The following is a 20,517-nucleotide window of genomic DNA, read 5'->3' on the forward strand; positions in this document are numbered from 1 at the left end:
ACGTTTCAGCTTGACGCGGCGCAGGGGCTGATCCTGTTGGGGGCGGCCTATACATCGACAGTTGCCGGGGGGGCGGTTTCGGCGATCCTTTTGAAGATTCCCGGCGCGCCGGCCAATATTGCGACAACCCTCGATGGGCACACGATGGCGAAAAAGGGCGAGGGCGCCAAAGCGCTTCAGCTTAGCTTTCTGGCCTCTGCCGTCGGCGGTGTGTTCGGGGTGCTGTTGCTGATCTTTCTGACGCCGGTGTTGGCGAAATGGGCGCTGGCATTCGGGCCGAGCCATCTCTTTTGGCTGGCGATCCTCGGGGTGACGGTGATCGGTACGCTTGACAGCCGTTCGGTGGTCAAGGGCTTGCTGTCGGGCTGTATCGGGCTCTGGCTGTCGACCATCGGGTTTGACGATATCATGGGCGCGCAACGTTTTATCTTTCATCCCTCGCTTGGCGGGGGCATCAATATCATCGCGGCTTTGATCGGATTGTTCGCAATCCCGCAGGTGATCACCATGTTCGCCAAGGGGCGGCGCAACGACGGCGCCGAGGTGATCACGGTACAGAAACACTCGATCCTTGACGCGATCAAAGAGTTGCTGCGCAACAAGCGCGCCATGGGGATCGGCACGCTCACCGGTTCGATCATCGGCCTCATTCCCGGTGTCGGTGGCCAGATCGCCGGGCTTGTCGCCTATGATCAGACCAAAAAGTTCAGCCCGGACCGCGACAAGTTCGGCAAAGGCCACCCCGAAGGCGTGATCGCCGCAGAGGCCGCCAACAACGCGATGGTCGGCCCAAGCCTTGTGCCGCTTCTGACGCTGTCGATTCCCGGATCGCCCACCGCCGCCGTCCTGTTGGGCGGGCTGTTGATCCACGGAATTTTTCCGGGCTCGGACCTGTTTGACAATCACCCTGACGTGGCCTGGACCTTCATCAACTCGATGCTGATAGGCCAGATCCTGATGTGCATTTTCGGGCTTTATGTGGCGGGGATGGCGGCGCGGGTCGCGCAGGTGCCGCAATCGGTGATGGCCGCGATCGTCCTTGGGCTTGCGGTTTTCGGAAGCTATTCGGTGCAATCGAGCATGGGCGATGTCTATGTCATGGCGGCGCTTGGCGTGATGATGTATTTCCTTGAACGCTTCGGCTTTTCCGCCGCGCCGCTTGTGCTTGGGCTTATCCTCGGACCGATCGCCGAGGCCAACTTTATCCAGGGCGCGATGATCGCGCGGGCGACGGATGGTCTTGGGACCTATTTCCTTGTCGGGCCGCTCAACATCTTCCTGATCGCGGTGGTGATCCTGTCGGTTCTCTATTCCGCCTATATGGAATTGCGTGCACGTCGCTATACCAGCAAAGAGGAGATCATGGCATGACCCCGAACCTGCCGCGTCTTCAGCATGTTATCGGCTCTGGCATCGTCGCCGCCGTCGGCCTCTGGGTGACCTATGTCAGCTATACCCAGCAACCCTCCGAGGCGTTCCTGTTTCCGCGCCTGGTGGCGACGATTTTCGTGGTGCTGGCGCTCTGGACCTTTGGCAAGGCCTGCCTGGGCTGGACCAAGGTGGGCAACGGCATCTCGGTGACGCAGATGGCAAATCTGGCGCCGGGCCTGATCGTGGCGCTGGTCTATATTTTCTGGGCGGCCAAGGGGCTTGGGTTTTACACCGCCACCGCAATCGCCTTTTTCATCCTGCTGAGCCTTTATGACCCGGCCTCGCACCGCGAGCTGAAGTCATGGCTCAAGCGTCTTTTCGTGACGGCCTGTTTCATGGGCGTCATGTACGGTCTCTTCGCAAAACTTCTGAAAGTGTACACACCGCGAGAGATATTTTTCTGAACCGTAACAGCGGCAGAACTCATCATCCCAGGGAGGAACCAACCAATGAAGAAACTTATAGCAGGGGCCGCAATCGCCCTCATGGGCCTGACCACCACAGCATCCGCAGACGGTCACGCCAATTATCCCGAACGCCCGATCATGATGATGGTCAGCTATGGCGCAGGCGGCGCGACCGACTTTCAGGCGCGCATCGTCACGATGACGGCGGGCAACGAAGATGCGCTTGGCATGCCGATCGCCATCCTCAACAAGCCGGGCGCCGGTGGGCGCGTAGGCTGGAACTGGCTGGCAAGCCAGGCCGATGCCGATGGCTACACGCTTGGGGCCTATAACGTGCCGCACTTTATCGCACAGTCGATCAAGGGCGGTGTCGACTATTCCGCCGACAGCTTTGAGCCGATTGCAAACTGGGGCGCCGATCCGGCGGTCTTTGTGGTCGGCGCCGACAGCCCGTTCAACTCGATGGAGGATGTGGTCGCCTTTGCCAGGGAAAACCCCGGCAAGCTTACCTTCTCGGGGGCGGGCCTTTTTGTCGGCCACCACATCGCGGCGCTTCAGCTTGAAAAGGCCGCAGGCGTCAAGATGGCCTATATCCCCAACAACAAGGGCGGTGCCGGTGCCATGAAGGCCGTCATCGCGGGTGAGGTCATGGGCGGCGTCAACAATCTTTCGGATGCCTTCCGCGCCGCCGAGGCGGGCAATATCAAGATCCTTGGCGTCTTCGACCTTGATCGCAACGAATTTCTGCCGGACGTGCCGACCCTGAAAGAACAGGGCTATGACATCGACAACGCCTCGGTGAACTATCGCGGCATCATGGTGCCCAAAGGTACGCCCGAAGGCGTGATCGAAAAGCTGGCCGCGACCGTGCCGGCGATGTTCGGCAACGGCAAGGTTGCGGGCAAGATGAAAGCGGGCGGATCGCCGATGAAAATCATGACCCGCGACGAAGTCAAACAGATGTGGGCCGACCGCGAGGCCACCCTGAAAGAGCTGCTTGCAGGGCTCTGAAAACACGCGACCCTCACCCCGGTCACGGGGTGGGGGCCTCCTCCGACCAAGGACCAAAGACCATGAATGCTCCAGACGCAAATGCCCAAGTCGATGCCATCGTTGCCCGCGCCCGAGCGGCGCAAAAGGCCTATGAGGCCAACGGGTCGCAGGCCCGCTATGACCGCGCGGCATCAGCCGCGGCATGGGCCATAATGGAGCCGGCCCGCAACCGTCACCTTGCCGAGCTTGCCGTTGAGACCACCGGCCTTGGCAATGTCGACGACAAGATCATCAAGAACCACCGCAAGACGCTTGGCCTGATGCGCGATATCGCGCAGGCCAGAACCTATGGCGTCATCGCGGAGGACGACGAGACAGGCATCACAAGGATCGCCCGCCCGATGGGTGTGATCGGCGCCGTGGTGCCCTCGACCAATCCGGCGGCGACGCCCGCCAACAATATCATCAACGCGCTGAAATGCGGCAATGCCATCGTGCTGTCGCCCTCGCCCAAGGGGGTGCCCGCCTGCGAGGTTCTGCTGGGTTATATCCATGCCGAGTTCGACAAGATCGGCGAGGATCATGACCTTGTGCAGATGGTCCCGGCGCCCGGTTCCAAGGACAAGACGCAGCGCCTGCTTGAGATCAGCGACCTGATCGTCGTCACCGGATCGCAGAACAACGTCAGACGCGCCTATACCTCGGGCACACCGGCCCTTGCGGTCGGGGCCGGGAATGTCACCGTGATCGTCGATGAAACATCCGATCTTCGGGCGGCAGCCGAGAAGATCACCGCCTCGAAGACCTTTGACAACGCGACCTCTTGCAGTTCGGAAAATGCCATTGTGGTGGTCGATGCGATCTTTGACGCTTTCATGGCAGAGCTTGCCAGGACCGGCGGTGCGCATGTGACCGACGAGGCGAAAATCGTAGCCAGGCTCTGGCCCGACGGACACCTCAACCGCGCGGTGATCGCACAGGATGCCGACAAGATGCTTGCGGCCCTCGACATGACGGGCGAGGTGCCGGGCAACACCAGGTTCCTGGCTGTCGAGACCACGGGCATCGGCCCGGATCACCCGCTGTCGGGCGAAAAGCTGTCGCGTGTGGCCGCGCTTTACCGCGCGCGCGATTTCGATGATGCGGTGGCGATCACCGCACGTATTCTGGCCTATCAGGGCGCCGGGCATTCGGTCGGGCTTCACTCGAGTGACGAGGCGCGCGCGATAGCGCTTGGCCAGACCATTCCGACCTGTCGGGTGATCGTCAACCAAGCGCATTGCTTTGCCACCGGCGGGGCCTTTAACAACGGTATGCCGTTTTCCCTGTCGATGGGCTGTGGAAGCTGGGGCGGAAATTCGATCGACGACAACCTGCATTGGCGACATTTCATGCAGACCACCAAGGTGATCCGTGAAATCCCGCCGCGCGAACCAAAGGTCGAGGATATCTTCGCCGCCTATTGGGAGGTCGCAGGCAAATGAGGATTGCGCCTGACACCCCGCCCGCCGGTACCCTGCGCGACTGGCTTGATCATCGCGCGGACGAGGATGATGTCGCCTTCGTTTTCACGGATGACGGCACAAGCCTGCGCTGGTCCGAGTTGCGCAGGCAAGCCGAGCAAATCGCCCTGCAACTGACAGCGGCGGGTCATGCCAAGGGCGAAAGTGTCGCCATCATGCACTCCAACGGGCGCGCGGCGGTCATTGCGCTTTACGGGGCGCTTTACGGCGGCTTCCGGGCCACGATGATCAACCTCGCCGCGGGGCGTGATGCGATTGCCTATGCGCTTGATCACAGTGATGCGCGCACCGCCTTTGTGCATGACAGCGTCGCCGAGTTGTTCGAGCTTGCCAAGCCTGCGGCGATGACCCGCTTTGTTGCCGATGCGATCCCCCCGGCGACAGCGCTTCACGATATTTCCCCGCAGGATCATGCGCTTTTGATGTATACCTCGGGCACAACCGGGCGGCCCAAGGGCGTCGTGCATACCCACGCCAGTCTTTTGGCTGGCGGTTGGACCACGAGCATCGCGCATGCCCTGCGGCCCGAGGATCGCGGCCTGTGTGTCTTGCCGATCTATCATATCAACGGGTTGTGCGTTTCGGTCATGGGGGCGCTGGTGTCGGGCGGATCCATCGCCATGTCGCCGAAATTCTCTGCCGGGCGGTTCTGGGCCGATGCCGGGACGTCGGGGGCGACGTGGTTTTCGGTGGTTCCCACCATCATCAGCCATCTGCTGCACGCGCCAAACGATCCCGATGCCGGGACGAAACAGCGCCTGCGCTTTGGGCGTTCGGCCTCATCTGCGCTTGCACCGGATGTACAGCGGGCCTTCGAGACGCGTTTCGAGGTGCCGATCATCGAGACCATGGGGCTCACCGAAACCGCGGCGCAGATCCTGTCCAATCCCTTGCCGCCGGGGGTTCGCAAGATCGGCTCGCCGGGCATCGCCTATGGCAACGAGGTGGCCATTCTTGGCCCGGACCTGCGGCCCTGCACGGCCGGGATCGAGGGTGAAATCGCGATCCGCGGACCGAATGTCATGTTGGAATACCTCAAGAACCCCGAGGCGACCGCATCCACATTCGCCGGTGACTGGCTGCGTACAGGTGATCTTGGGCGGGTGGATGGCGATGGCTATGTCTATGTCACCGGGCGGCTCAAGGAACTGATCATCAAGGGCGGCGAAAACATCGCCCCGCGCGAGATTGACGAAGCGCTTTACAGCCACGCCGACGTGATCGAGGCGGCGGCCTTTGCGCGGCCCTGCAAAAGTTACGGCGAGAGGGTGGAGGCGGCGGTGCGCCTGCGCGAAGGCTCCGACGTGTCGGGCGCCGAATTGCGCCAGATCTGCGAGGATCGCGTCGGCGCGTTCAAGGCGCCGGATGTGGTGCATATCATCGACGAATTGCCCAAGGGGCCGTCGGGCAAGATCCAGCGGATGAAGCTGGCCGAGGTTCTGGTTACGCTGGAGCCGTCCGGCTAACGCCGCGTCACTTAACGCCAGAGTCCGGCGCAAGGGGCGAAAGCGCCCTGAAGTTTGGCCAACAGGCGGTTGGCGGCGCCTGCGCGCGATACCCTGCCGCTGCTCAGGCGGTCAATCACCACCTCGACAGGGCAGGCCTCGCGGGTTTCGGGGTCAAAATAGCGCGGATAATCAATCAAAGCGGCATGCACGAGGCCCTCGAGCGTTGGGGTGGCGCGGCGCCGTGGCGGAGGGTCTCCGAGGTCTCGGGTCAGGCCCCAACCGGCGTAGAACGGCGCGCCGGTGGTGGTGACCGGCACCCCGCGCAACAGCGCCTCGAAGCCCAGAAGCGACGTCATGGTCCAGACCTCCTGGACCTCTGCCAAAAGTGCGGCGGGATCGGCACCGGTAAGCACCAGATCGGCAAGTGTGTTCAGGCGTTCGGGGGCAATGGCGCCGGGACGCAGACCCGCCTCGACATCGGGATGGGGTTTGTAAAGGATCACCGCATCAGGGTTCTTTTCGCGCACCAGTTCCAGAAGCGCCAGATTGGTGTTGATCACCCCCGCCCCAAGCCGGATAGAGGCGTCGTCCTCGACCTGACCGGGCACCAGGATCCGATGTCCGGGCGGAAGATCGGGGAGGGCGCCGCCAAGATTGTATTTGCTCAGGCCATCCCGGATCAGCCGTGCGATCACCGCCTCGGCGCGCAGGTGTTGATCGGGGCGCAGCGTTGCGCGTGCCGCAATCAGCCGCTCAAGGCGGCTCTCGCAAGCGGGGTCGTAATAAATCCCCAGATCGTCACAGACCAGCGACAGGGGGGGCACAAGATCGGCGCCAAGGCCGCGCGAGCGCAGGAACCCGTCCTCGACACGCACCGCGCCGGGCGGGCCTGCCTCTGGTTTCGAGGCCCAGACCATGGCCGGGCGGTCGGCCACGGCATCGGCGGATTTTACAAAGCTCACCCGGCGGTGGCACCCGAAGAACCGCTGAAGCGGCGCGCGTTTCCACAGGCGCATGCCATGGGCGCGCCAGCCGCTGTGATCCTCGCGCCAGGCGCGGGCGCGCGCCTCAAGTGTGTCGATCGCGGTCTCCAGTGAGCAAAGCCGGTCGCGGTAAGGGTCGTACCAGATGGGATAGAGCAGCATCACCCCGGCAAAAAGCTGGGCGCGCGTCAGCGGGCGTGCGCGCCGCGCAATGGGGATCGGATGGCGGTCTTCGGTCAGATTCCACCCGGCATAAAACGGCTGGCCAAAGACCCGCGGGCGGTGGCCTGCGAAAATCGCCTCGAAGCCAAGCTGCGAGGTGACCGTATAGACCGCAATCGCGCCCTCAAGCAGGGCCCAGGGGCTGACCGGTTCGCTGAACAGGGTGATGCGGTCGGTTTCGTCGCTGGCGCTGAAATAGCCCTCGCGGTGTCCGGCATCGGTCTCGGGGTGGGTCTTGATCAGGATGCGCGCGCCGGGGTTATCCTCTTGCGCGTAATAAAGCATCTCGCGAAAGGTATTGGCATCGGACCCGCCGTGGGTGACGCTGGCATCCCCGCGGGTCTGGTCGATGACCAGCACATAGCCCGGATCGGGGCAGGGGGCGCTTGGGTCAAAGGCGTTGTATTTTGAAAGATGTGCCTCTTGCAGGCGCGCAATGGCGCCGCGTGCGCGGTTGAGAAGGGCGGTGTCGTCCAGCGGGTTTGTCTTGAGAATATGTTCAAGGTCAGAGGGCCGCGCGCTATCAAAGGCCGCGCCGCGATGGTCTATCACAAGGCCAAGCGGTGGTTCGCCGTCGCGGCCGGGGTGGAGTGAGCGCAGAAAGGCGTCTTCAACCCGGATCAGCCCCGCGCCGCTGCGCTCTGCCATGGCCTCGCCGCGATGGGCATAGGGGCTGTGGCCCCAGACCGCGATCAGGTCATCGGCACCGGGCGTGCCAAGTGTCAGGTCATAGCCCGCAAGCGACAGGATGCGGCGGATGCGGCGTTGGCGCAGAAATCCGGCGTTGTAATAGAAAACCCGCCGGGGCGTGGTGGCCCCGGCGGGATCAGGACTGCGCGCGGTGTCAGAGGCCACTGCTGCTAAGCGTATCGCCTGCGGTCGAGAACGAGCCGACCGCGCCAAGAGTGCCGGTGAGGGCGGAAATGACCTTGGCCCACTGGGCAAAGGGCGCCTCGGTCACATAGATGGTGTCATCGTCGCGGATGGCGAAATCACGCGCGACAAACATGCCGTTGGGCTTGGTCAGGTCAAGCACATAGATCATCCGCTGTGCGCCGATGAGATCGTCGCGCCCAAGCACCTGATTGGCGATTTCCGCCGGTTCGTTGCGGAGCACGAAAACACCTGTCGGATCGGCGGCCGTGGTGGTCAGGCCCCCAACCTGTGCAATGGCTTCGACGGCACTCAGGGTCTGGGTCTCAAAAGTCACGCGGGCTTGCGTGCCAGTGGCACCAAGCGCGGTATAGGCGCGGGTGTCGGCCTCGACCAGAATCCGGTCACCGCCCCGCAGGGCGATGTCGAAATGCGGGTATTTGAACAGGTCCTGGAACCAGACCTTGCTGCGCTTGTCGCCACGGATCACGGTGATCAGCGCGACTTCGGGCTCAATCGCGATCCCGCCCGCCGAGGCGATCATGCTGGAAAGGGTGCGTGTCGGGCGTTCGATCGGGTAAACGCCCTGTCCGCTGATCGCCCCGCTCAGCGAGACGGTCGAACCATTGCCCGCAAGGCGGCGCACCTCGACCTGGGGGTCAGGGGTCTGTTCGTCGAGCTTGGAGGTGATAATGCGGCGAATGCCTTCGGGGGTGTTGCCGGCGGCGCGGATGCGGCCCGCGTAGGGCACAAAGATAAAGCCCGAGCCATCGACCTGGACCTCTTCCAGAATGGTCTGATTGGCGGCCGCGCCGGTCAGAAGGCCGTCATCGACGTTTTCCCAGATCGTCAGGCCAAGCGTGTCGCCCGGACTTATGGTGTCCGACCCGAGCAGGCCCGCGTTCTTGAAGTCATCGGTAAAGCCAAGCGCGGGTTGTACGGCGGTGGCGCGGGTTACGCGGTCATTGGCATTGACCACAAAGGCATCACCCTGTTGCTGGATCGAGCCGGCATAGATCTCGCGCTTGTTCGGTCCGACACGGGGCAGCGTGCCACAGGACGCCACGATCGACGCAATGGCCAATGCGGCGACGGGCTTCGCCCATCGGAATTGTCTGGATTTCACTACTCGGTCTCCTCGACCTGTTTTTGTTCTGCCTCGGTCTTTTTTCGCCAAGCTACAGGAAACATAAATTAAAATCCAGCGTACTGGTGCGCGAGGTCAGGGGACAATGCGCAACTGTTGCCGTGGGGCCGCGGTCCCGGATTTGAGCGCATCATAGGGATCTTCGGGCGCAAGCATCATGTCGACGGCCTGACGCAGCAACTGGCGCCGTCCCTGAGCCGAATAAAAGCCACCGGCGACCTGGCTGGTTTCAAGCAGGTAACGCCGGTAATCGGTATAGGCGCGGCGGTCGGGGCGTTCTGCCCTGGCAAAGAAATCGCGCAGCGGTTTGGTGCTGACGAACTCTGGTTTGGCATAGACCGCCTGTCCGAAGGTGCGAAGCGGAATGCCGCGCCATAGCACCTGTTGCGCCGCCGTGGAATTGACGGTGACGGCGCTTCTGGCCTCATCCAGAAGCTGGGCAAGCTTGCCGCCGCGCACATAATGCACCCGCCCCTGCAAGCCATGCGCGCGCACCAGACGGCGCAGTTCGGCACGGATCGGCGCGCGGCCATCTTCAAGCGGATGCGCCTTGATCACCAGATGATGATGCGGCGGTGCCCCAAGGGCAAAACCCTCGATCACGGTTTCCAGAAACTCTGTCATGCTTGAAAACGGCGAATGGGCCTGGAACGAGGCGTCATGTTCAAGCTGCAGCAGCGCAAGGTGATAGGGAAAGCCGCCATGCCGGATGCGCCGGGTGGCAAGCCGACGTTCGACTGCCTGAACCGGCATCAGCAAAAGGCGCTGGATATACAGGTGAAACTCGTCCTTCACGCTCAGCGCGCGATGGGGTTGGAAATTGCGATAGCGGCCATTCCCAAGCAGGACAAAGCCGTGATAGAGCGCGCCATAGAAAATATGCTGGCGCATGTCGCCCCAGCTTGCCGGTGGCAGGGCGGTGTCCATATCCGAGTTTTCCAGCGCCGCGCGCATCTGCGGCACGCTCATCTCCATCAGCCGCGAATTGCCGTTGCTGCCGTTGCGCTCGTAGGTGACCCAATAGGGCCGCATATAGCCTTCTTCATAGACATGCACCCCAAGCCCCGCGTTGCGCGCGATTTCGGCGGCCTGCGCGTGAATGGGGCGGGTGTCGCCGTAAAGCACGATATCGGTGATCTGTTTTTCTGCGAGGATTTGGCGGAATGTCTCGGGCCAGTCGGCGGCGCGCCCCGTGAAGGGGATATAGGACGTGCGGTCGCGCCAGAATGCCTGATCGCCAGCGTTGAAACCGACACGCCAGACCTGTGCATCGGCCCGCCGCAGCATCTGCCCGAGTTTCTGGAAAAACGGCCCGTGCGGCCCCTGAAGAAACAGGAACGCGCGATTTTGACCGGTCAGGCCCGTCATGGTATTTACTGCCCTTTGCCTATCTTCAAATTCCTCATAGCGCAGCATCTTGACAAAAATAAGCCCCGTACTGCGCCCGCTGCTTGCCATGGGCAGGCGCCGCCGCTAGGTCGAAGGGAAGAGACAAGGGGAGACCGGTCAATGTTTACTGGCATCATCACGGATGTGGGCCGCATCCAACAGGTTGAACAACGCGGTGATCTGCGGGCGCGCATTGCCACCAAATATGACACATCGCGGATTGATATCGGTGCCTCGATCGCCTGTGACGGGGTATGTCTTACGGTGGTGGCCCTTGGGGCGGATTGGTTCGATGTGGATATCTCTGCCGAAACGGTTTCGAAAACCAACCTTTCGGGCTGGGGCGAGGGGCGGCGTGTCAACCTTGAACGCGCGCTCAAGGTCGGGGACGAGCTTGGCGGGCATATCGTGTCGGGGCATGTCGATGGTCTGGCCGAGGTTGTGGGGCTGCGCGACGAGGGCGACAGCACCCGCGTTACCCTGCGTGCGCCGAAAGAGTTGGCCCGCTTCATCGCGCCCAAGGGGTCGGTCGCTTTGAATGGCACCTCGCTGACGGTGAACGAGGTGTCGGGCCAGGATTTCGGCATCAACTTCATCCCCCACACCAAAGAGGTGACCACATGGGGCGATGTGGCGCTTGGGGATATGGTCAACCTGGAGATCGACACGCTGGCGCGCTATGTGGCGCGGCTGGCCGAGGCGGAAAGATCCGGCGCCTAGTCGTTGTCGCTTAGCCCCGCACCGGCCCCGGCAAGGCGGCTTTCGGGCGTGCCGGGGGCATAGGTGCGATGGGCGAACCCCGTGAGAACCTGTGCAATCCCGGGCTCGATATTGCCGCGGGTCACATGATCAAGCGGCGTGCCCTCTTCCAGCGTCGCGGCCGCGGTGATGCGCACCGTGGCGACGCTCTCGGGGGTCAGCGCGCCTTGCTGGCTAAGGCTGATCCGGGCCTGATCCGCGAAGGTCACGGTGACACCCGGCCATTCAATCTTCAGGGGGGTGTCGCTGCTTTGCGCGGCGGCTGCCACATAGGGCAGCAACAACAGCGGGAAAGACGTCTCGCCAAGCTCAAGCGCCTCGCCTTTGGCAATCTGGCTGGCGCGATCGCAGATCGCTGCGCCGCTGATCAGCGGACAGAGCGCGCCGCCCCTTGCCGCCCATGTGCCGGTTTCCCCAAGCGGGCAGAGTGCGTCATACTCTGCGCCGTCATTCCGGCGCAACAGTCCGGCCAGTGCCTCGGACCCCGGAAGACCCGCCGCGCAAAGCCATCTTGTGGCCTTGCCTGCCTCCTCTGCCAGGCCCCAGCTTAGTCCCGCGCCGCGCGCCGCCTTGCGCGACAGCCCTTCGATTTCGTTCAGCGACCAAGTCATGCGCGGCCCTCCAGATAAGGATAGGTCCAGTCATCGGCATTGCCCGTCGCAAGGTCATGCGGGAAGGGGGCGTGCTGGAACATGTTGATGCGAAGCCAGCGATCCGAGCGCGGATCGGAATGGCAGGCGCCAAAGAACGACAGCTTGGCGCGCAGCATGTCGATCGGTAGCACGCCCGCGTCAATCGTGTTGTCGCGAATTTCGGCGTAAGGCAGGTGCGCGGCGATCTGGGCGCGGCGCACCACATGGCGATGCTCGGGGTGTCTGAGCAGGAAACCGGCGACTGGCCCCTCGTGGGAATCGGCGAGATCGGCAAACATCCGCGCCGCGTCGCGCCCCGGACAAAGCGGTTGTTCATAGGGTTCAACCGGTTCGGCAAAGCGTTCGCCAAGCCGTGGTTCCAGTTTTTCCTCGGAGGTGTACCAGACCCGCGCGGTGGCGGCGCGGTCGGACCAGTCGATCTTAAGCGCCCAGCCATAGACATCCTGCGTGATGGTGCGCAGGTCCGCGAGTTGCATCGCCCCGTCAATCCGCCAGGTAACGGCCTCGTCGGCGGCCATGCAACAGCTAAGCCCATCCACCAGGTCGCCATAAGGTTCCATCAGAAGCGAGGCCAAAAGTTCCTGCCCCTCGACGGTAAGCGCGGTTTCGCCCCAAAGCCAGAGGCGGTTCCACGGCGTATCGGCCATCAGGTCGGCCTTGGCCAGATGAGCGGTCAACGCCTCCATATCGGCGCGCAGGCCGTTCAGTTTCTCGATCTGGATCGGGTGCTCTGACTGCCAGCTCAGCGCGTGAAGGCGCGCGCGCTCTGCAAAGTCGCGAAAACTCTGGGCGGCCTCGGGGGTGGCGTTCGGCAGCGCGCGGATGCGCGCCAGGGCCTCTTCGCGCGCGGCGATCCAGTTGTTGAGCAATGCGGGATGATTGAGCAGGAACGGCGCCATGCCAAGCCCGGTCGAATTTCCGATGCCAAAGCGACGGCGCAGCGCGGGCGCCAGCGGCACGGCGGTCTCGGGGGCGCGCATCGCGGCCATATGCTCGACCAGGTCCATGACAAAGGCGCGGGTCAGGAATACCGACAGCATCTCGATCTGGAAGGGGGCCTGAAATTCATCGCGATCAGCGGTGGTTTCGCGGTCGGCGGCACCAAACTTGCCTGATCCGTAAACGGCGGTGGTGCGCATCAGGTAACCGACCTCGTCAACACGGGCTTGATCGGGTTGTTGCCCGCGCGCAAGGCAGTCGACCACATACTCCCAGAGCCGCACCGAGCGGTTGGCGCGGCTCAGCGAAAGCTCTGCCTCACTGATGCGCCCGGCCTCTTGGCGGGGCACATTCTGCGACAGGCGGTCAAGATCGGCGGGGGTGGGGATGCCGTCAAACAGGGTGAACGTCGCATCCCATTCGGTGGCAATCACCCGGTCCGAGCGTTTTTCGGGCGGCAGGTCATTGGCAAAGGCGACAAGCGAATAGCTTTGGTTCGGCCCATGCGCGGTATAGACCGCGCGACCGACGCCGCGTGCGTCGATCTCAAACAGCCTGCGTTCGAACCGCCAGTTTTCGGCCTTGAGGCGGCGCAAGAGCACGCGCATGAACGACAGCCGCGATTGGTGAAAAGAGCCAAGCCGGGCAAGGCGCATGACCACATTGGGATCACGGGGCGCGATGCGGGTGCTGTTGGACTGTTGCATTGGCCTGTCCTTTTCCTGTCTTGAATTAGAACTGGGCGGTTCCATCAAAGGTCGCCCTGAACGTGCCACCCCCGGCCAGAAGCCCGCCAATGATCGCGCGCCCGCCCGGCAGGACCACAAGCGCCAGCCCGATCAGATAGGTCGCCAGCAAAAGCAGGTGCCGGTAGTGGCCGAAATACTTCGCCGACCATGCCAAGCCCGCATCGACCATGCGTGACAGCAGATCGGGATCAAACAGGGCAATCAAGCAGAAAAGCGCAATGAAACCGCTGATGAGGGCAAACAATGGCGTGTTGATGTGATGCAGATGCCCTTTGGTGGCATTGGGGGGCGTGACGCCGGACATGGTTTCCTCCCTCAAGGTCGTCCGTGGGTGGGCGATTTTGCCCTAGCGGTCCGGCGGCGCGTCTGCCGGGGTGAAGTTTTCGTCGAAGAACCGCAACCAGTTGCCGCCCATCAGCGCGTTAACTTCGCCCGCGTCAAAGCCGGTGCGGGCAAGCCCTTCGCGGATATTGCCGAAATCGCGGTTGTCGCGGAACCACGCGGGCTGGGGCGGGAAACCGGGGGCCGCGGCAGAGCCTTCGCCATAGTCGATCTCCTTGGTCCAGCGGCCGCTGCGCATCCATTCGACGATGCTGTCGGGCTGATCCTGGCAAAGATCGCTGCCGATGCCGAAATGGTCGACGCCAAAGGTTTCCGCAGCGCGGGCGATCATTTCGCAAAAGCTGTCGACGGTGCAGTCGGATTTATCCCTGAGGTGATGGGGATAAAGCGAAAACCCCATCATGCCGCCATTATGCGTGACGGCACGGATCACGTCGTCGCGCTTGTTGCGCAGGGCCGGTTGCCAGCTATGGAGATTGGCATGGGTGATGGTGATGGGCCGGGTCGAGATATCGGCGGCCTCGATGGTCGAACGGTCGGCGGAATGGCTCATGTCGATCACAAGCCCGACGCGGTTCATCTCTTTGATCACCTGACGGCCCATGCGGGTGATGCCAGGGTCTTCGGCCTCGTAACAGCCGGTCGCCAAAAGCGACTGGTTGTTATAGCTGAGCTGCATGAAGCGCGCGCCAAGCCGGTGCAGGATTTCGACCAGCCCGATATCATCCTCGATCGGGCTAGGGTTCTGAAAGCCAAAGAAGATCGCGGTGCGCCCGGTTTCCTTGGCGCGGCGCACGTCGTCGCCGGTAAACCCCTGAAATATCAGCTCTGGAAAGCGCTCGAACCAGCGGTTCCAGGCCTCGACGTTAAGCACGGTTTCGCGGAAATTCTCGTGATAGGAAATGGTGACATGCACCGCGTCCACGCCGCCCGCGCGCATCTCGCGGAACACCTTTTCCGACCAGTTGGCATATTGCAGGCCGTCGATCAGCACGCTCATTTCGCCACCCCGGCCGAGATATAGGCGGTTTTGACGGTGGTATAAAACTCCGCCGCCGCGCGGCCCTGTTCACGGGGGCCGTAAGAGCTGTCGCCGCGCCCGCCGAAGGGCACGTGGTAATCGGTGCCCGCCGTCGGCAGGTTGACGGTGACAACCCCGGTGCGCGCGTTGCGGCGGAAATGCGTGGCGCGCGCAAGGCTTTGCGTCACGATGCCAGAGGTGAGGCCGAAATTGGTGTCGTTGACGACCGACAGCGCCTCTTCATAGCCATCGACCCTTATCACCGAGGTGAGCGGCGCGAACATTTCCTCGCGGTTGATGCGCATGGCGTTGGTGGTGTCGAGAAACACGCCGGGCGTCATGTAATAGCCCTCGGTCTCGCGGCTGACGCGGGTGCCGCCACAGGCAAGCTCGGCACCCTCGGATTTGCCAAGATCGACATAGGCGAGGTTCTCGTTGAGCTGGGTTTCGCTGACCACCGGGCCGATCTGTGTGCCTGCGTCAAGGGCGTGGCCGACCGTCATCGCCTCTGCGCCCGCCACAAGCTTTTCGACAAAGGGATCGTGGATGCTCGCATGCACCACAAGGCGCGACGAGGCGGTGCATTTCTGGCCGGTGCCGCCAAAGGCGCCGCCAAGCGCGAGGGTGACGGCAAGATCAAGATCGGCGTCCTCCATCACCGCGAGGGCGTTCTTGCTGCCCATTTCCATCTGGACCTTGGTGAGGTTCTGGATCGCGGCACTGGCGATGCCCTTGCCCACGGGCACAGAGCCGGTAAAGGAAATCGCGTTGACTTTCGGGCTTTCGACCAGACGCTGGCCAATGCTGCCGCCCGCGCCCATCACAAGGTTGAACAGGCCCTTGGGAATGTCCTGACGGGAGATGATCTCGGTCAGCGCATAGGCCGAGGCGGGGGTCATGTTGGCGGGCTTCCAGATCACCGCGTTGCCATAGCAAAGCGCCGGGGCGATCTTCCAGCTGGCGGTGGCGGTGGGAAAGTTCCAGGGGCTGATCACGGCGACGGTGCCGATGGGTTCGCGGCGCACATCGACCTCGACGCCGGGGCGCACGGAATCGGCATTTTCGCCAAGCTGGCGCAGACATTCGGCGGCGTAATAGGTAAAGAACTGACCGGCGCGGAACACCTCGCCCTTGCCCTCGGCCAGCGGCTTGCCCTCTTCGCGGCTAAGCAGGCGACCAAGCTCTTCGGCACGCGCCATCATTTCGTTGCCGATTGACATCAACACGGCCTGTTTGCGCTCTATCCCGTAGGCGGCCCATTCGCCCTGGGCGGCGCGGGCGGCGTCAAGCGCGCGCTCAAGCTGATCGGGACTGGCCTGCGCGTAAAGCCCGATCAGGTCGCTGATATCGGACGGATTACGGTTTTCGATCTCGGCGTCACCGGCAACCCAGTCCCCGGCGATATAGTTGAGATATGTCTTGGCCATGTCACGATCCCTTTTCTTGCGTCGCGGATAAAAGGGCACAGATGAAACTTCAGAACAAACCAGAAGTAGTTGAATTTAGTTCAGATAAATTGAAATTCATCTGTGGTCGACCGAAATATTCGCCTGCCGGATTGTCCGCGCCAGCACGCGGGCGGCGGGGGGGAGCATTTTCTCGGGCTGGGTGAGCATCCAGACCTCGCGTCGCGCGGTGCTGTTGATCAGCGGCAGAAAGGCGAGATCGGAAAACTCGGGAAGCACGGTCAATTCCGGCAGAACGGTCACCCCGACGCCTGCGCGCACCAAGCTCAGGATTGAGGTGGTGTTGTGCACCATCAGCATTGAGCTGGCCAGAATGGGGGCGAAATCGGCATCCTGGATATGCTGGCACAGGCCATTGGCGATGAAATTCGCCCCCGCAAGATCGGCCCAGCCAAGGGTGCTCCATTCTCGGGTCAGCGGATCATCGGCGCGGCAGACAAGGCCGAAGGCATCGGTAAAGACAAGGTGCCGGTCGAACCCCGGCATCGGCGGCAGGCTCGCCAGCCCGATATCGGCGCGCTCGGCGGCCAACTCGCGCTGGACGCTGGCGGAATCGCTGTCGCTCATGTCGATGCGCACACCGGGGTGGCTCTTCATATAGGCTTGAAGGATGGGGGGCATCACCGCCTGCGCGACCGAGGGGGTGACCGCAAGGCGTATATGGCCAAGCTCAGCGCGCGACAGGCCTTCGATGGCGGCAATGGTGCGGTCAAAATGCGCCAGTTCGCGGTTCGCCTCGATCTGAACCAGCTCGCCCAAGGGGGTGAGCCGCGATTTGCGCGCGGTCTCGAACAGCGGCGCGCCGATGTGATCCTCGAATTGCTTGAGCATCATCGACACGGCAGAGGGCGTGCGCCCGAGGGCCGTGGCGGCCTCGGCGAGGCTTCCGTGATCGGCGACGGTGCGGAAACAGCGCAGCATTTCGATCTTGATCGACATTTCAATGCCCCTGAACTTATGACTTAAAAATTACTTTGGGCTGAAATATGGATGCAGGGCCGGTTTGTCTGTGGGGTTCGCGACCTTTACCGCGCGGGATGCGACGGCACGGTTATCTTTGACGCGGGCGGTCGGGTACGCGGTCTTCGATCTTTTTGAAGGCAAGCGCGATGATCCCGGCGATGATCATATAGACCAAGGCCAGCAGAAGCAGCGGTTCATAAACAATGAAGGTGTCCGATCGCACCCGGCTTGAGACCGAATAGATCTCGATCACGGTGATCGTCGCCACAAGCGGCGTCGCCTTGAGTTGCAGGATGGTTTCGCCGCCAAGCGTCGGCAGGACGTTGCGAATGGCCTGCGGCAGCCAGATTCGGCGGAACATGGTCAGGCGCGGCATGCCAAAGGCGCGGGCGGCTTCAAGCTGTCCCTTGTTGACCGAGGCAAAGGCACCGCGCATCACCTCGCCTTCATAGCCCGCATAGGACAGGGTGAGCGCCAGCACCGCATAGGGCCAGGCCTGTCGCAGATAGGGCCAAAGCTCGGAACCGCGAATCCAGGGGAACTGCGGAAAGAGCGAGCCGAGCCCATAATACAAAAGCCAGATTTGCAGCAAAAGCGGTGTGCCCCGGATCACCGTGCAAAACGCCCGCGCGGGTGCGGACAGATACCAGGGGCCAATCGCCTGTGCCAATCCAAGCGGCACCGCCAGGGCAAAGCCAAGAATCGTGGTCACCGCCAGGATCCAGATCGTCCGCCACAGCCCTTGAAGGGCGAGGGGGCCATATTCGGGCAACCAGTCCCAGCGAAGCGAGAGCGCGCACCAGATCACCAGCCCGGCGAAAAGCGCCATCAGAAACAGCCGGTGCGGCTGAAGCATTGCGCGCCAACCGGTCATCTCTTGCCCTCTTTCAGCGAGGGTTGGCCGCGTCGCGCCCATTTCTCGATCCGTGCAAAAAATGCGCCTGAAAACAGGGTGATGATCAGGTAGAGCGCCCCGGCTGCGAGGAAAAACGTGAAATAGGCGCGGGTGCTGCCGGCCGCCTGCCGGGTTTCCAGCGTCAGTTCGCTAAAGCCGACAATGGCCAAAAGCGCGGTGTCCTTGGTGGCGATCAGCCACAGATTGGCCAGCCCCGGCGTGGCAAAACTCATCATCGCCGGGATTGTCACGCGCCGAAGCGTCATCAGCGGCGGCATGCCAAAGGCGCGCGCCGCCTCAAGCTGTCCCGGCGGAATCGCCTGAATGGCGCCGCGCAGCACCTCGGTCGAATAGGCGCCCTGCACGACGCCAAGCACCCAGATACCGGCAACGACGCCGCTGATCTCGACCCGGCCATAGCCCATCGCAACCGAGGCCTGATTGATCAGGTCGCTGCCCACGTAATACAGGATCAGGATCAGCACGAGTTCCGGCACGGCGCGGATCACGGTGGTATAGATTGCCAGCAGATCACGCAGGATCGGGCCGCCGTAAAGCTTGCCATAGGCGCCAAACAGCCCGATCAAAAGACCAAAGCCGAAGGCGCCGAATGCGATCTGAAGCGAATTGGCCAGCCCGCGCAAAAGGTTGCCGCCCCAACCCGGAGGCGAGAGCGACAAAAGCTGCGCGGACTGGCTTAGCCCGAGGGTGTCGAGCAGGTTTTCCAAACCGGCTTAATAGATGCTGGCTTTGAAATAGCGCGAGGTGATTTCGGCATGGGTGCCGTCGGCTAGAATGGCGGCGATGCCCTTGTTCAGTGAGGCGCGCAATTCGTCATCGCCTTTGCGCACACCGACGCCCACGCCCTGGCCCAGGATCGCCGGATCATCGGCGACGGTGCCCTTGATCTCGCAACAGTCCCCGGCATCGGTCGAGACAAAGTCGGCCATGGCGATGCTGTCGGCCTGCGTGGCGTCAATCCGGCCCGCGACCAGATCCTGATTGGCCTCGTCCTGGGTCTGATAAATGCGGATTTCGGCGGAATCCGCGAAATATTGCTGGGCATAGGCCTGATGGATGGTTGAGGCCTGAACGCCGAGGATCTTGCCCTTGAGGCCCTCTGGCGTGGCATCGAGATCAAGCGCCTTGTCACCGACGACCACGGTGGGCGTGTTGTAATAGGCATCTGAAAAGTCGATGGTTTTCATACGCTCTTCGGTGATCGACATCGAGGCCATGATCGCGTCGATCTGTTGGCCGGTCAGCGACGGGATGATGCCATCCCAGGCCACCGGCGTCAGCACGCAATGCAACCCGGCCGCCTCGCAGACGGCGCCGATCACCTCGATCTCCCAGCCGACCCAGGTGCCCGAGGCATCGACCGAGGCGAACGGCGGATAGGGTTCGGCCGCGATGCCGATCTTGACCTCTTCATCGTGGGCCAAAGCGGCCCCGGCGGTCAGTGCGCCAAGTGCTGCGGCGGTGAGGATGGATTTCAGAGTCATTGTCGTTCTCCCGTGTTGGTTATGGTTTTCTGGTCGTGCCCTGCGCGCGTTTTCTTAGCCGACGGTTTGCAGGAATTGCTTGAGGCGGGCCGATTGGGGCGCGCCGAAAAGTTGGTCGGGGGGGCCTTGTTCTTCGATCTGGCCCTCGAAAAGATAAACCACGTGGCTGGCCACCTCGCGGGCGAATTTCATCTCGTGGGTGACAAGCAGCATGGTGCGCCCCTCGGCGGCCAGATCGCGGATCACGGTCAGAACCTCGCCGACCAATTCGGGATCAAGCGCGCTTGTCGGTTCGTCAAACAGCATCGCGCTCGGGTCCACCGCCAGGGCCCGCGCAATCGCCGCGCGCTGTTGCTGGCCACCGGACAGGAAGGCGGGAAAAGTATCGGCCTTATCCGCCAGCCCGACCCGTTCAAGCAATATGCGGGCGCGCGCGATCGCCTCGGCGCGCGGGGTCTTGAGAACATGCACCGGCACCTCGATCACGTTTTCCAGAAGCGTGCGGTGGGTCCAGAGATTGAAGGCCTGAAACACCATGCCGAGGCGGGTGCGAATCCGCTCTATCTGGCGGCGGTCGGCGGGGCTTCCGTCGCGGCGCATGGCGATTTCCTCGCCCGCGACGGTGATGCGGCCCGATGTCGGGGTTTCCAGAAAGTTGATACAGCGCAGCAGCGTCGACTTGCCCGAACCAGAGCCGCCGATGATCGCCACCACATCGCCCTTGCGCGCACTGAGCGACACGCCCTTGAGCACCTCAAGAGCGCCAAAGGATTTATGCAGATCCTCGACAAGAATTGCCATGTCCGCCG

The 20,517-nt window shown here is 62.7% G+C and carries 19 protein-coding genes; 6 read left to right on the top strand and 13 right to left on the bottom strand.

The features are described 5' to 3' along the window. The 5 genes from QZ522_RS07060 to QZ522_RS07080 form a co-directional block, all read left to right on the top strand. Positions 1-1,371: tripartite tricarboxylate transporter permease (locus tag QZ522_RS07060; protein ID WP_294609069.1), on the top strand; the 1,371-nt coding region annotated here is incomplete at its 5' end. Further along, positions 1,368-1,835, top strand: a complete 468-nt coding sequence (locus QZ522_RS07065; protein ID WP_294609071.1) for a tripartite tricarboxylate transporter TctB family protein — start codon at positions 1,368-1,370, stop codon at positions 1,833-1,835. The genes QZ522_RS07060 and QZ522_RS07065, both read left to right, overlap by 4 nt. 45 nt (positions 1,836-1,880) lie before the next feature. Continuing rightward, positions 1,881-2,849, top strand: coding sequence for a tripartite tricarboxylate transporter substrate binding protein (locus tag QZ522_RS07070; RefSeq protein ID WP_294609073.1), 969 nt, complete (start codon positions 1,881-1,883; stop codon positions 2,847-2,849). Between the two features lie 62 nt (positions 2,850-2,911). Beyond that, on the top strand, positions 2,912-4,315 hold the full coding sequence (locus QZ522_RS07075) for an aldehyde dehydrogenase family protein (RefSeq protein ID WP_294609075.1): 1,404 nt from the start codon (positions 2,912-2,914) through the stop codon (positions 4,313-4,315). Continuing rightward, positions 4,312-5,820 (top strand): AMP-binding protein, encoded by a 1,509-nt coding sequence (locus tag QZ522_RS07080; protein WP_294609077.1) that lies wholly within the window; start codon positions 4,312-4,314, stop codon positions 5,818-5,820. The genes QZ522_RS07075 and QZ522_RS07080 overlap by 4 nt, the downstream gene beginning before the upstream one ends. A gap of 11 nt (positions 5,821-5,831) precedes the next feature. Here QZ522_RS07080 and QZ522_RS07085 read toward each other — a convergent pair whose 3' ends face one another. The 3 genes from QZ522_RS07085 to QZ522_RS07095 form a co-directional block, all read right to left on the bottom strand. After that, complete coding sequence (locus tag QZ522_RS07085) at positions 5,832-7,862, bottom strand: capsular polysaccharide biosynthesis protein (protein WP_294609080.1); 2,031 nt, start codon at positions 7,860-7,862, stop codon at positions 5,832-5,834. Beyond that, the gene (locus tag QZ522_RS07090) at positions 7,852-9,006 is read right to left on the bottom strand and encodes a polysaccharide biosynthesis/export family protein (protein WP_294609082.1); all 1,155 of its coding nucleotides are present in this window, start codon (positions 9,004-9,006) and stop codon (positions 7,852-7,854) included. The genes QZ522_RS07085 and QZ522_RS07090 overlap by 11 nt, the downstream gene beginning before the upstream one ends. A 96-nt stretch (positions 9,007-9,102) precedes the next feature. Next, positions 9,103-10,395 carry a capsular biosynthesis protein gene (locus QZ522_RS07095; protein WP_294609084.1) on the bottom strand — a complete coding sequence of 431 codons (1,293 nt, stop codon included), beginning with the start codon at positions 10,393-10,395 and terminating at the stop codon, positions 9,103-9,105. A 141-nt stretch (positions 10,396-10,536) separates the two neighbouring features. On the opposite strand from QZ522_RS07095, the gene QZ522_RS07100 reads away from it, so the two are divergent. Further along, the gene (locus QZ522_RS07100; RefSeq protein WP_294609086.1) at positions 10,537-11,136 is read left to right on the top strand and encodes a riboflavin synthase; all 600 of its coding nucleotides are present in this window, start codon (positions 10,537-10,539) and stop codon (positions 11,134-11,136) included. Here QZ522_RS07100 and QZ522_RS07105 read toward each other — a convergent pair. The 10 genes from QZ522_RS07105 to QZ522_RS07150 form a co-directional block, all read right to left on the bottom strand. Next, a complete protein-coding gene (locus QZ522_RS07105; RefSeq protein ID WP_294609088.1) occupies positions 11,133-11,786 on the bottom strand; it encodes a DUF3726 domain-containing protein in 654 nt (217 codons plus the stop codon). The genes QZ522_RS07100 and QZ522_RS07105 overlap by 4 nt on opposite strands. Then, positions 11,783-13,474, bottom strand: coding sequence for a hypothetical protein (locus QZ522_RS07110; RefSeq protein WP_294609090.1), 1,692 nt, complete (start codon positions 13,472-13,474; stop codon positions 11,783-11,785). Before QZ522_RS07110 ends, QZ522_RS07105 begins: the two co-directional genes overlap by 4 nt. Before the next feature lie 25 nt (positions 13,475-13,499). After that, complete coding sequence (locus QZ522_RS07115; RefSeq protein ID WP_363319810.1) at positions 13,500-13,820, bottom strand: hypothetical protein; 321 nt, start codon at positions 13,818-13,820, stop codon at positions 13,500-13,502. 42 nt (positions 13,821-13,862) lie between these two features. Then, the gene (locus QZ522_RS07120) at positions 13,863-14,858 is read right to left on the bottom strand and encodes a membrane dipeptidase (RefSeq protein WP_294609092.1); all 996 of its coding nucleotides are present in this window, start codon (positions 14,856-14,858) and stop codon (positions 13,863-13,865) included. Further along, the gene (locus tag QZ522_RS07125) at positions 14,855-16,306 is read right to left on the bottom strand and encodes an aldehyde dehydrogenase family protein (RefSeq protein ID WP_294609094.1); all 1,452 of its coding nucleotides are present in this window, start codon (positions 16,304-16,306) and stop codon (positions 14,855-14,857) included. The genes QZ522_RS07120 and QZ522_RS07125 overlap by 4 nt, the downstream gene beginning before the upstream one ends. 96 nt (positions 16,307-16,402) lie before the next feature. Beyond that, complete coding sequence (locus tag QZ522_RS07130) at positions 16,403-17,284, bottom strand: LysR family transcriptional regulator (protein ID WP_294609096.1); 882 nt, start codon at positions 17,282-17,284, stop codon at positions 16,403-16,405. A gap of 112 nt (positions 17,285-17,396) precedes the next feature. After that, positions 17,397-18,182, bottom strand: coding sequence for an ABC transporter permease (locus QZ522_RS07135; RefSeq protein WP_294609098.1), 786 nt, complete (start codon positions 18,180-18,182; stop codon positions 17,397-17,399). Then, positions 18,179-18,931 carry an ABC transporter permease gene (locus QZ522_RS07140; RefSeq protein ID WP_294609100.1) on the bottom strand — a complete coding sequence of 251 codons (753 nt, stop codon included), beginning with the start codon at positions 18,929-18,931 and terminating at the stop codon, positions 18,179-18,181. Before QZ522_RS07140 ends, QZ522_RS07135 begins: the two co-directional genes overlap by 4 nt. A 6-nt stretch (positions 18,932-18,937) precedes the next feature. Next, positions 18,938-19,708 (bottom strand): transporter substrate-binding domain-containing protein, encoded by a 771-nt coding sequence (locus QZ522_RS07145; protein WP_294609101.1) that lies wholly within the window; start codon positions 19,706-19,708, stop codon positions 18,938-18,940. Positions 19,709-19,762: 54 nt separating this feature from the next. After that, positions 19,763-20,509, bottom strand: a complete 747-nt coding sequence (locus QZ522_RS07150; protein WP_294609118.1) for an ATP-binding cassette domain-containing protein — start codon at positions 20,507-20,509, stop codon at positions 19,763-19,765. Positions 20,510-20,517 lie beyond the last annotated feature (8 nt).

Source organism: uncultured Roseovarius sp. (genome assembly GCF_913054395.1).
Lineage (GTDB): Bacteria > Pseudomonadota > Alphaproteobacteria > Rhodobacterales > Rhodobacteraceae > Roseovarius.

Bases quoted from the DNA above. Each gene is read 5' to 3' on its own strand.
- QZ522_RS07135 (WP_294609098.1), bottom strand. From the start codon at position 18,182: ATGACCGGTTGGCGCGCAATGCTTCAGCCGCACCGGCTGTTTCTGATG.
- QZ522_RS07125 (WP_294609094.1), bottom strand. From the start codon at position 16,306: ATGGCCAAGACATATCTCAACTATATCGCCGGGGACTGGGTTGCCGGT.
- QZ522_RS07100 (WP_294609086.1), top strand. From the start codon at position 10,537: ATGTTTACTGGCATCATCACGGATGTGGGCCGCATCCAACAGGTTGAA.
- QZ522_RS07105 (WP_294609088.1), bottom strand. From the start codon at position 11,786: ATGACTTGGTCGCTGAACGAAATCGAAGGGCTGTCGCGCAAGGCGGCG.
- QZ522_RS07150 (WP_294609118.1), bottom strand. From the start codon at position 20,509: ATGGCAATTCTTGTCGAGGATCTGCATAAATCCTTTGGCGCTCTTGAG.
- QZ522_RS07095 (WP_294609084.1), bottom strand. From the start codon at position 10,395: ATGACGGGCCTGACCGGTCAAAATCGCGCGTTCCTGTTTCTTCAGGGG.
- QZ522_RS07145 (WP_294609101.1), bottom strand. From the start codon at position 19,708: ATGACTCTGAAATCCATCCTCACCGCCGCAGCACTTGGCGCACTGACC.
- QZ522_RS07120 (WP_294609092.1), bottom strand. From the start codon at position 14,858: ATGAGCGTGCTGATCGACGGCCTGCAATATGCCAACTGGTCGGAAAAG.
- QZ522_RS07115 (WP_363319810.1), bottom strand. From the start codon at position 13,820: ATGTCCGGCGTCACGCCCCCCAATGCCACCAAAGGGCATCTGCATCAC.
- QZ522_RS07070 (WP_294609073.1), top strand. From the start codon at position 1,881: ATGAAGAAACTTATAGCAGGGGCCGCAATCGCCCTCATGGGCCTGACC.
- QZ522_RS07080 (WP_294609077.1), top strand. From the start codon at position 4,312: ATGAGGATTGCGCCTGACACCCCGCCCGCCGGTACCCTGCGCGACTGG.
- QZ522_RS07130 (WP_294609096.1), bottom strand. From the start codon at position 17,284: ATGTCGATCAAGATCGAAATGCTGCGCTGTTTCCGCACCGTCGCCGAT.
- QZ522_RS07065 (WP_294609071.1), top strand. From the start codon at position 1,368: ATGACCCCGAACCTGCCGCGTCTTCAGCATGTTATCGGCTCTGGCATC.
- QZ522_RS07075 (WP_294609075.1), top strand. From the start codon at position 2,912: ATGAATGCTCCAGACGCAAATGCCCAAGTCGATGCCATCGTTGCCCGC.
- QZ522_RS07110 (WP_294609090.1), bottom strand. From the start codon at position 13,474: ATGCAACAGTCCAACAGCACCCGCATCGCGCCCCGTGATCCCAATGTG.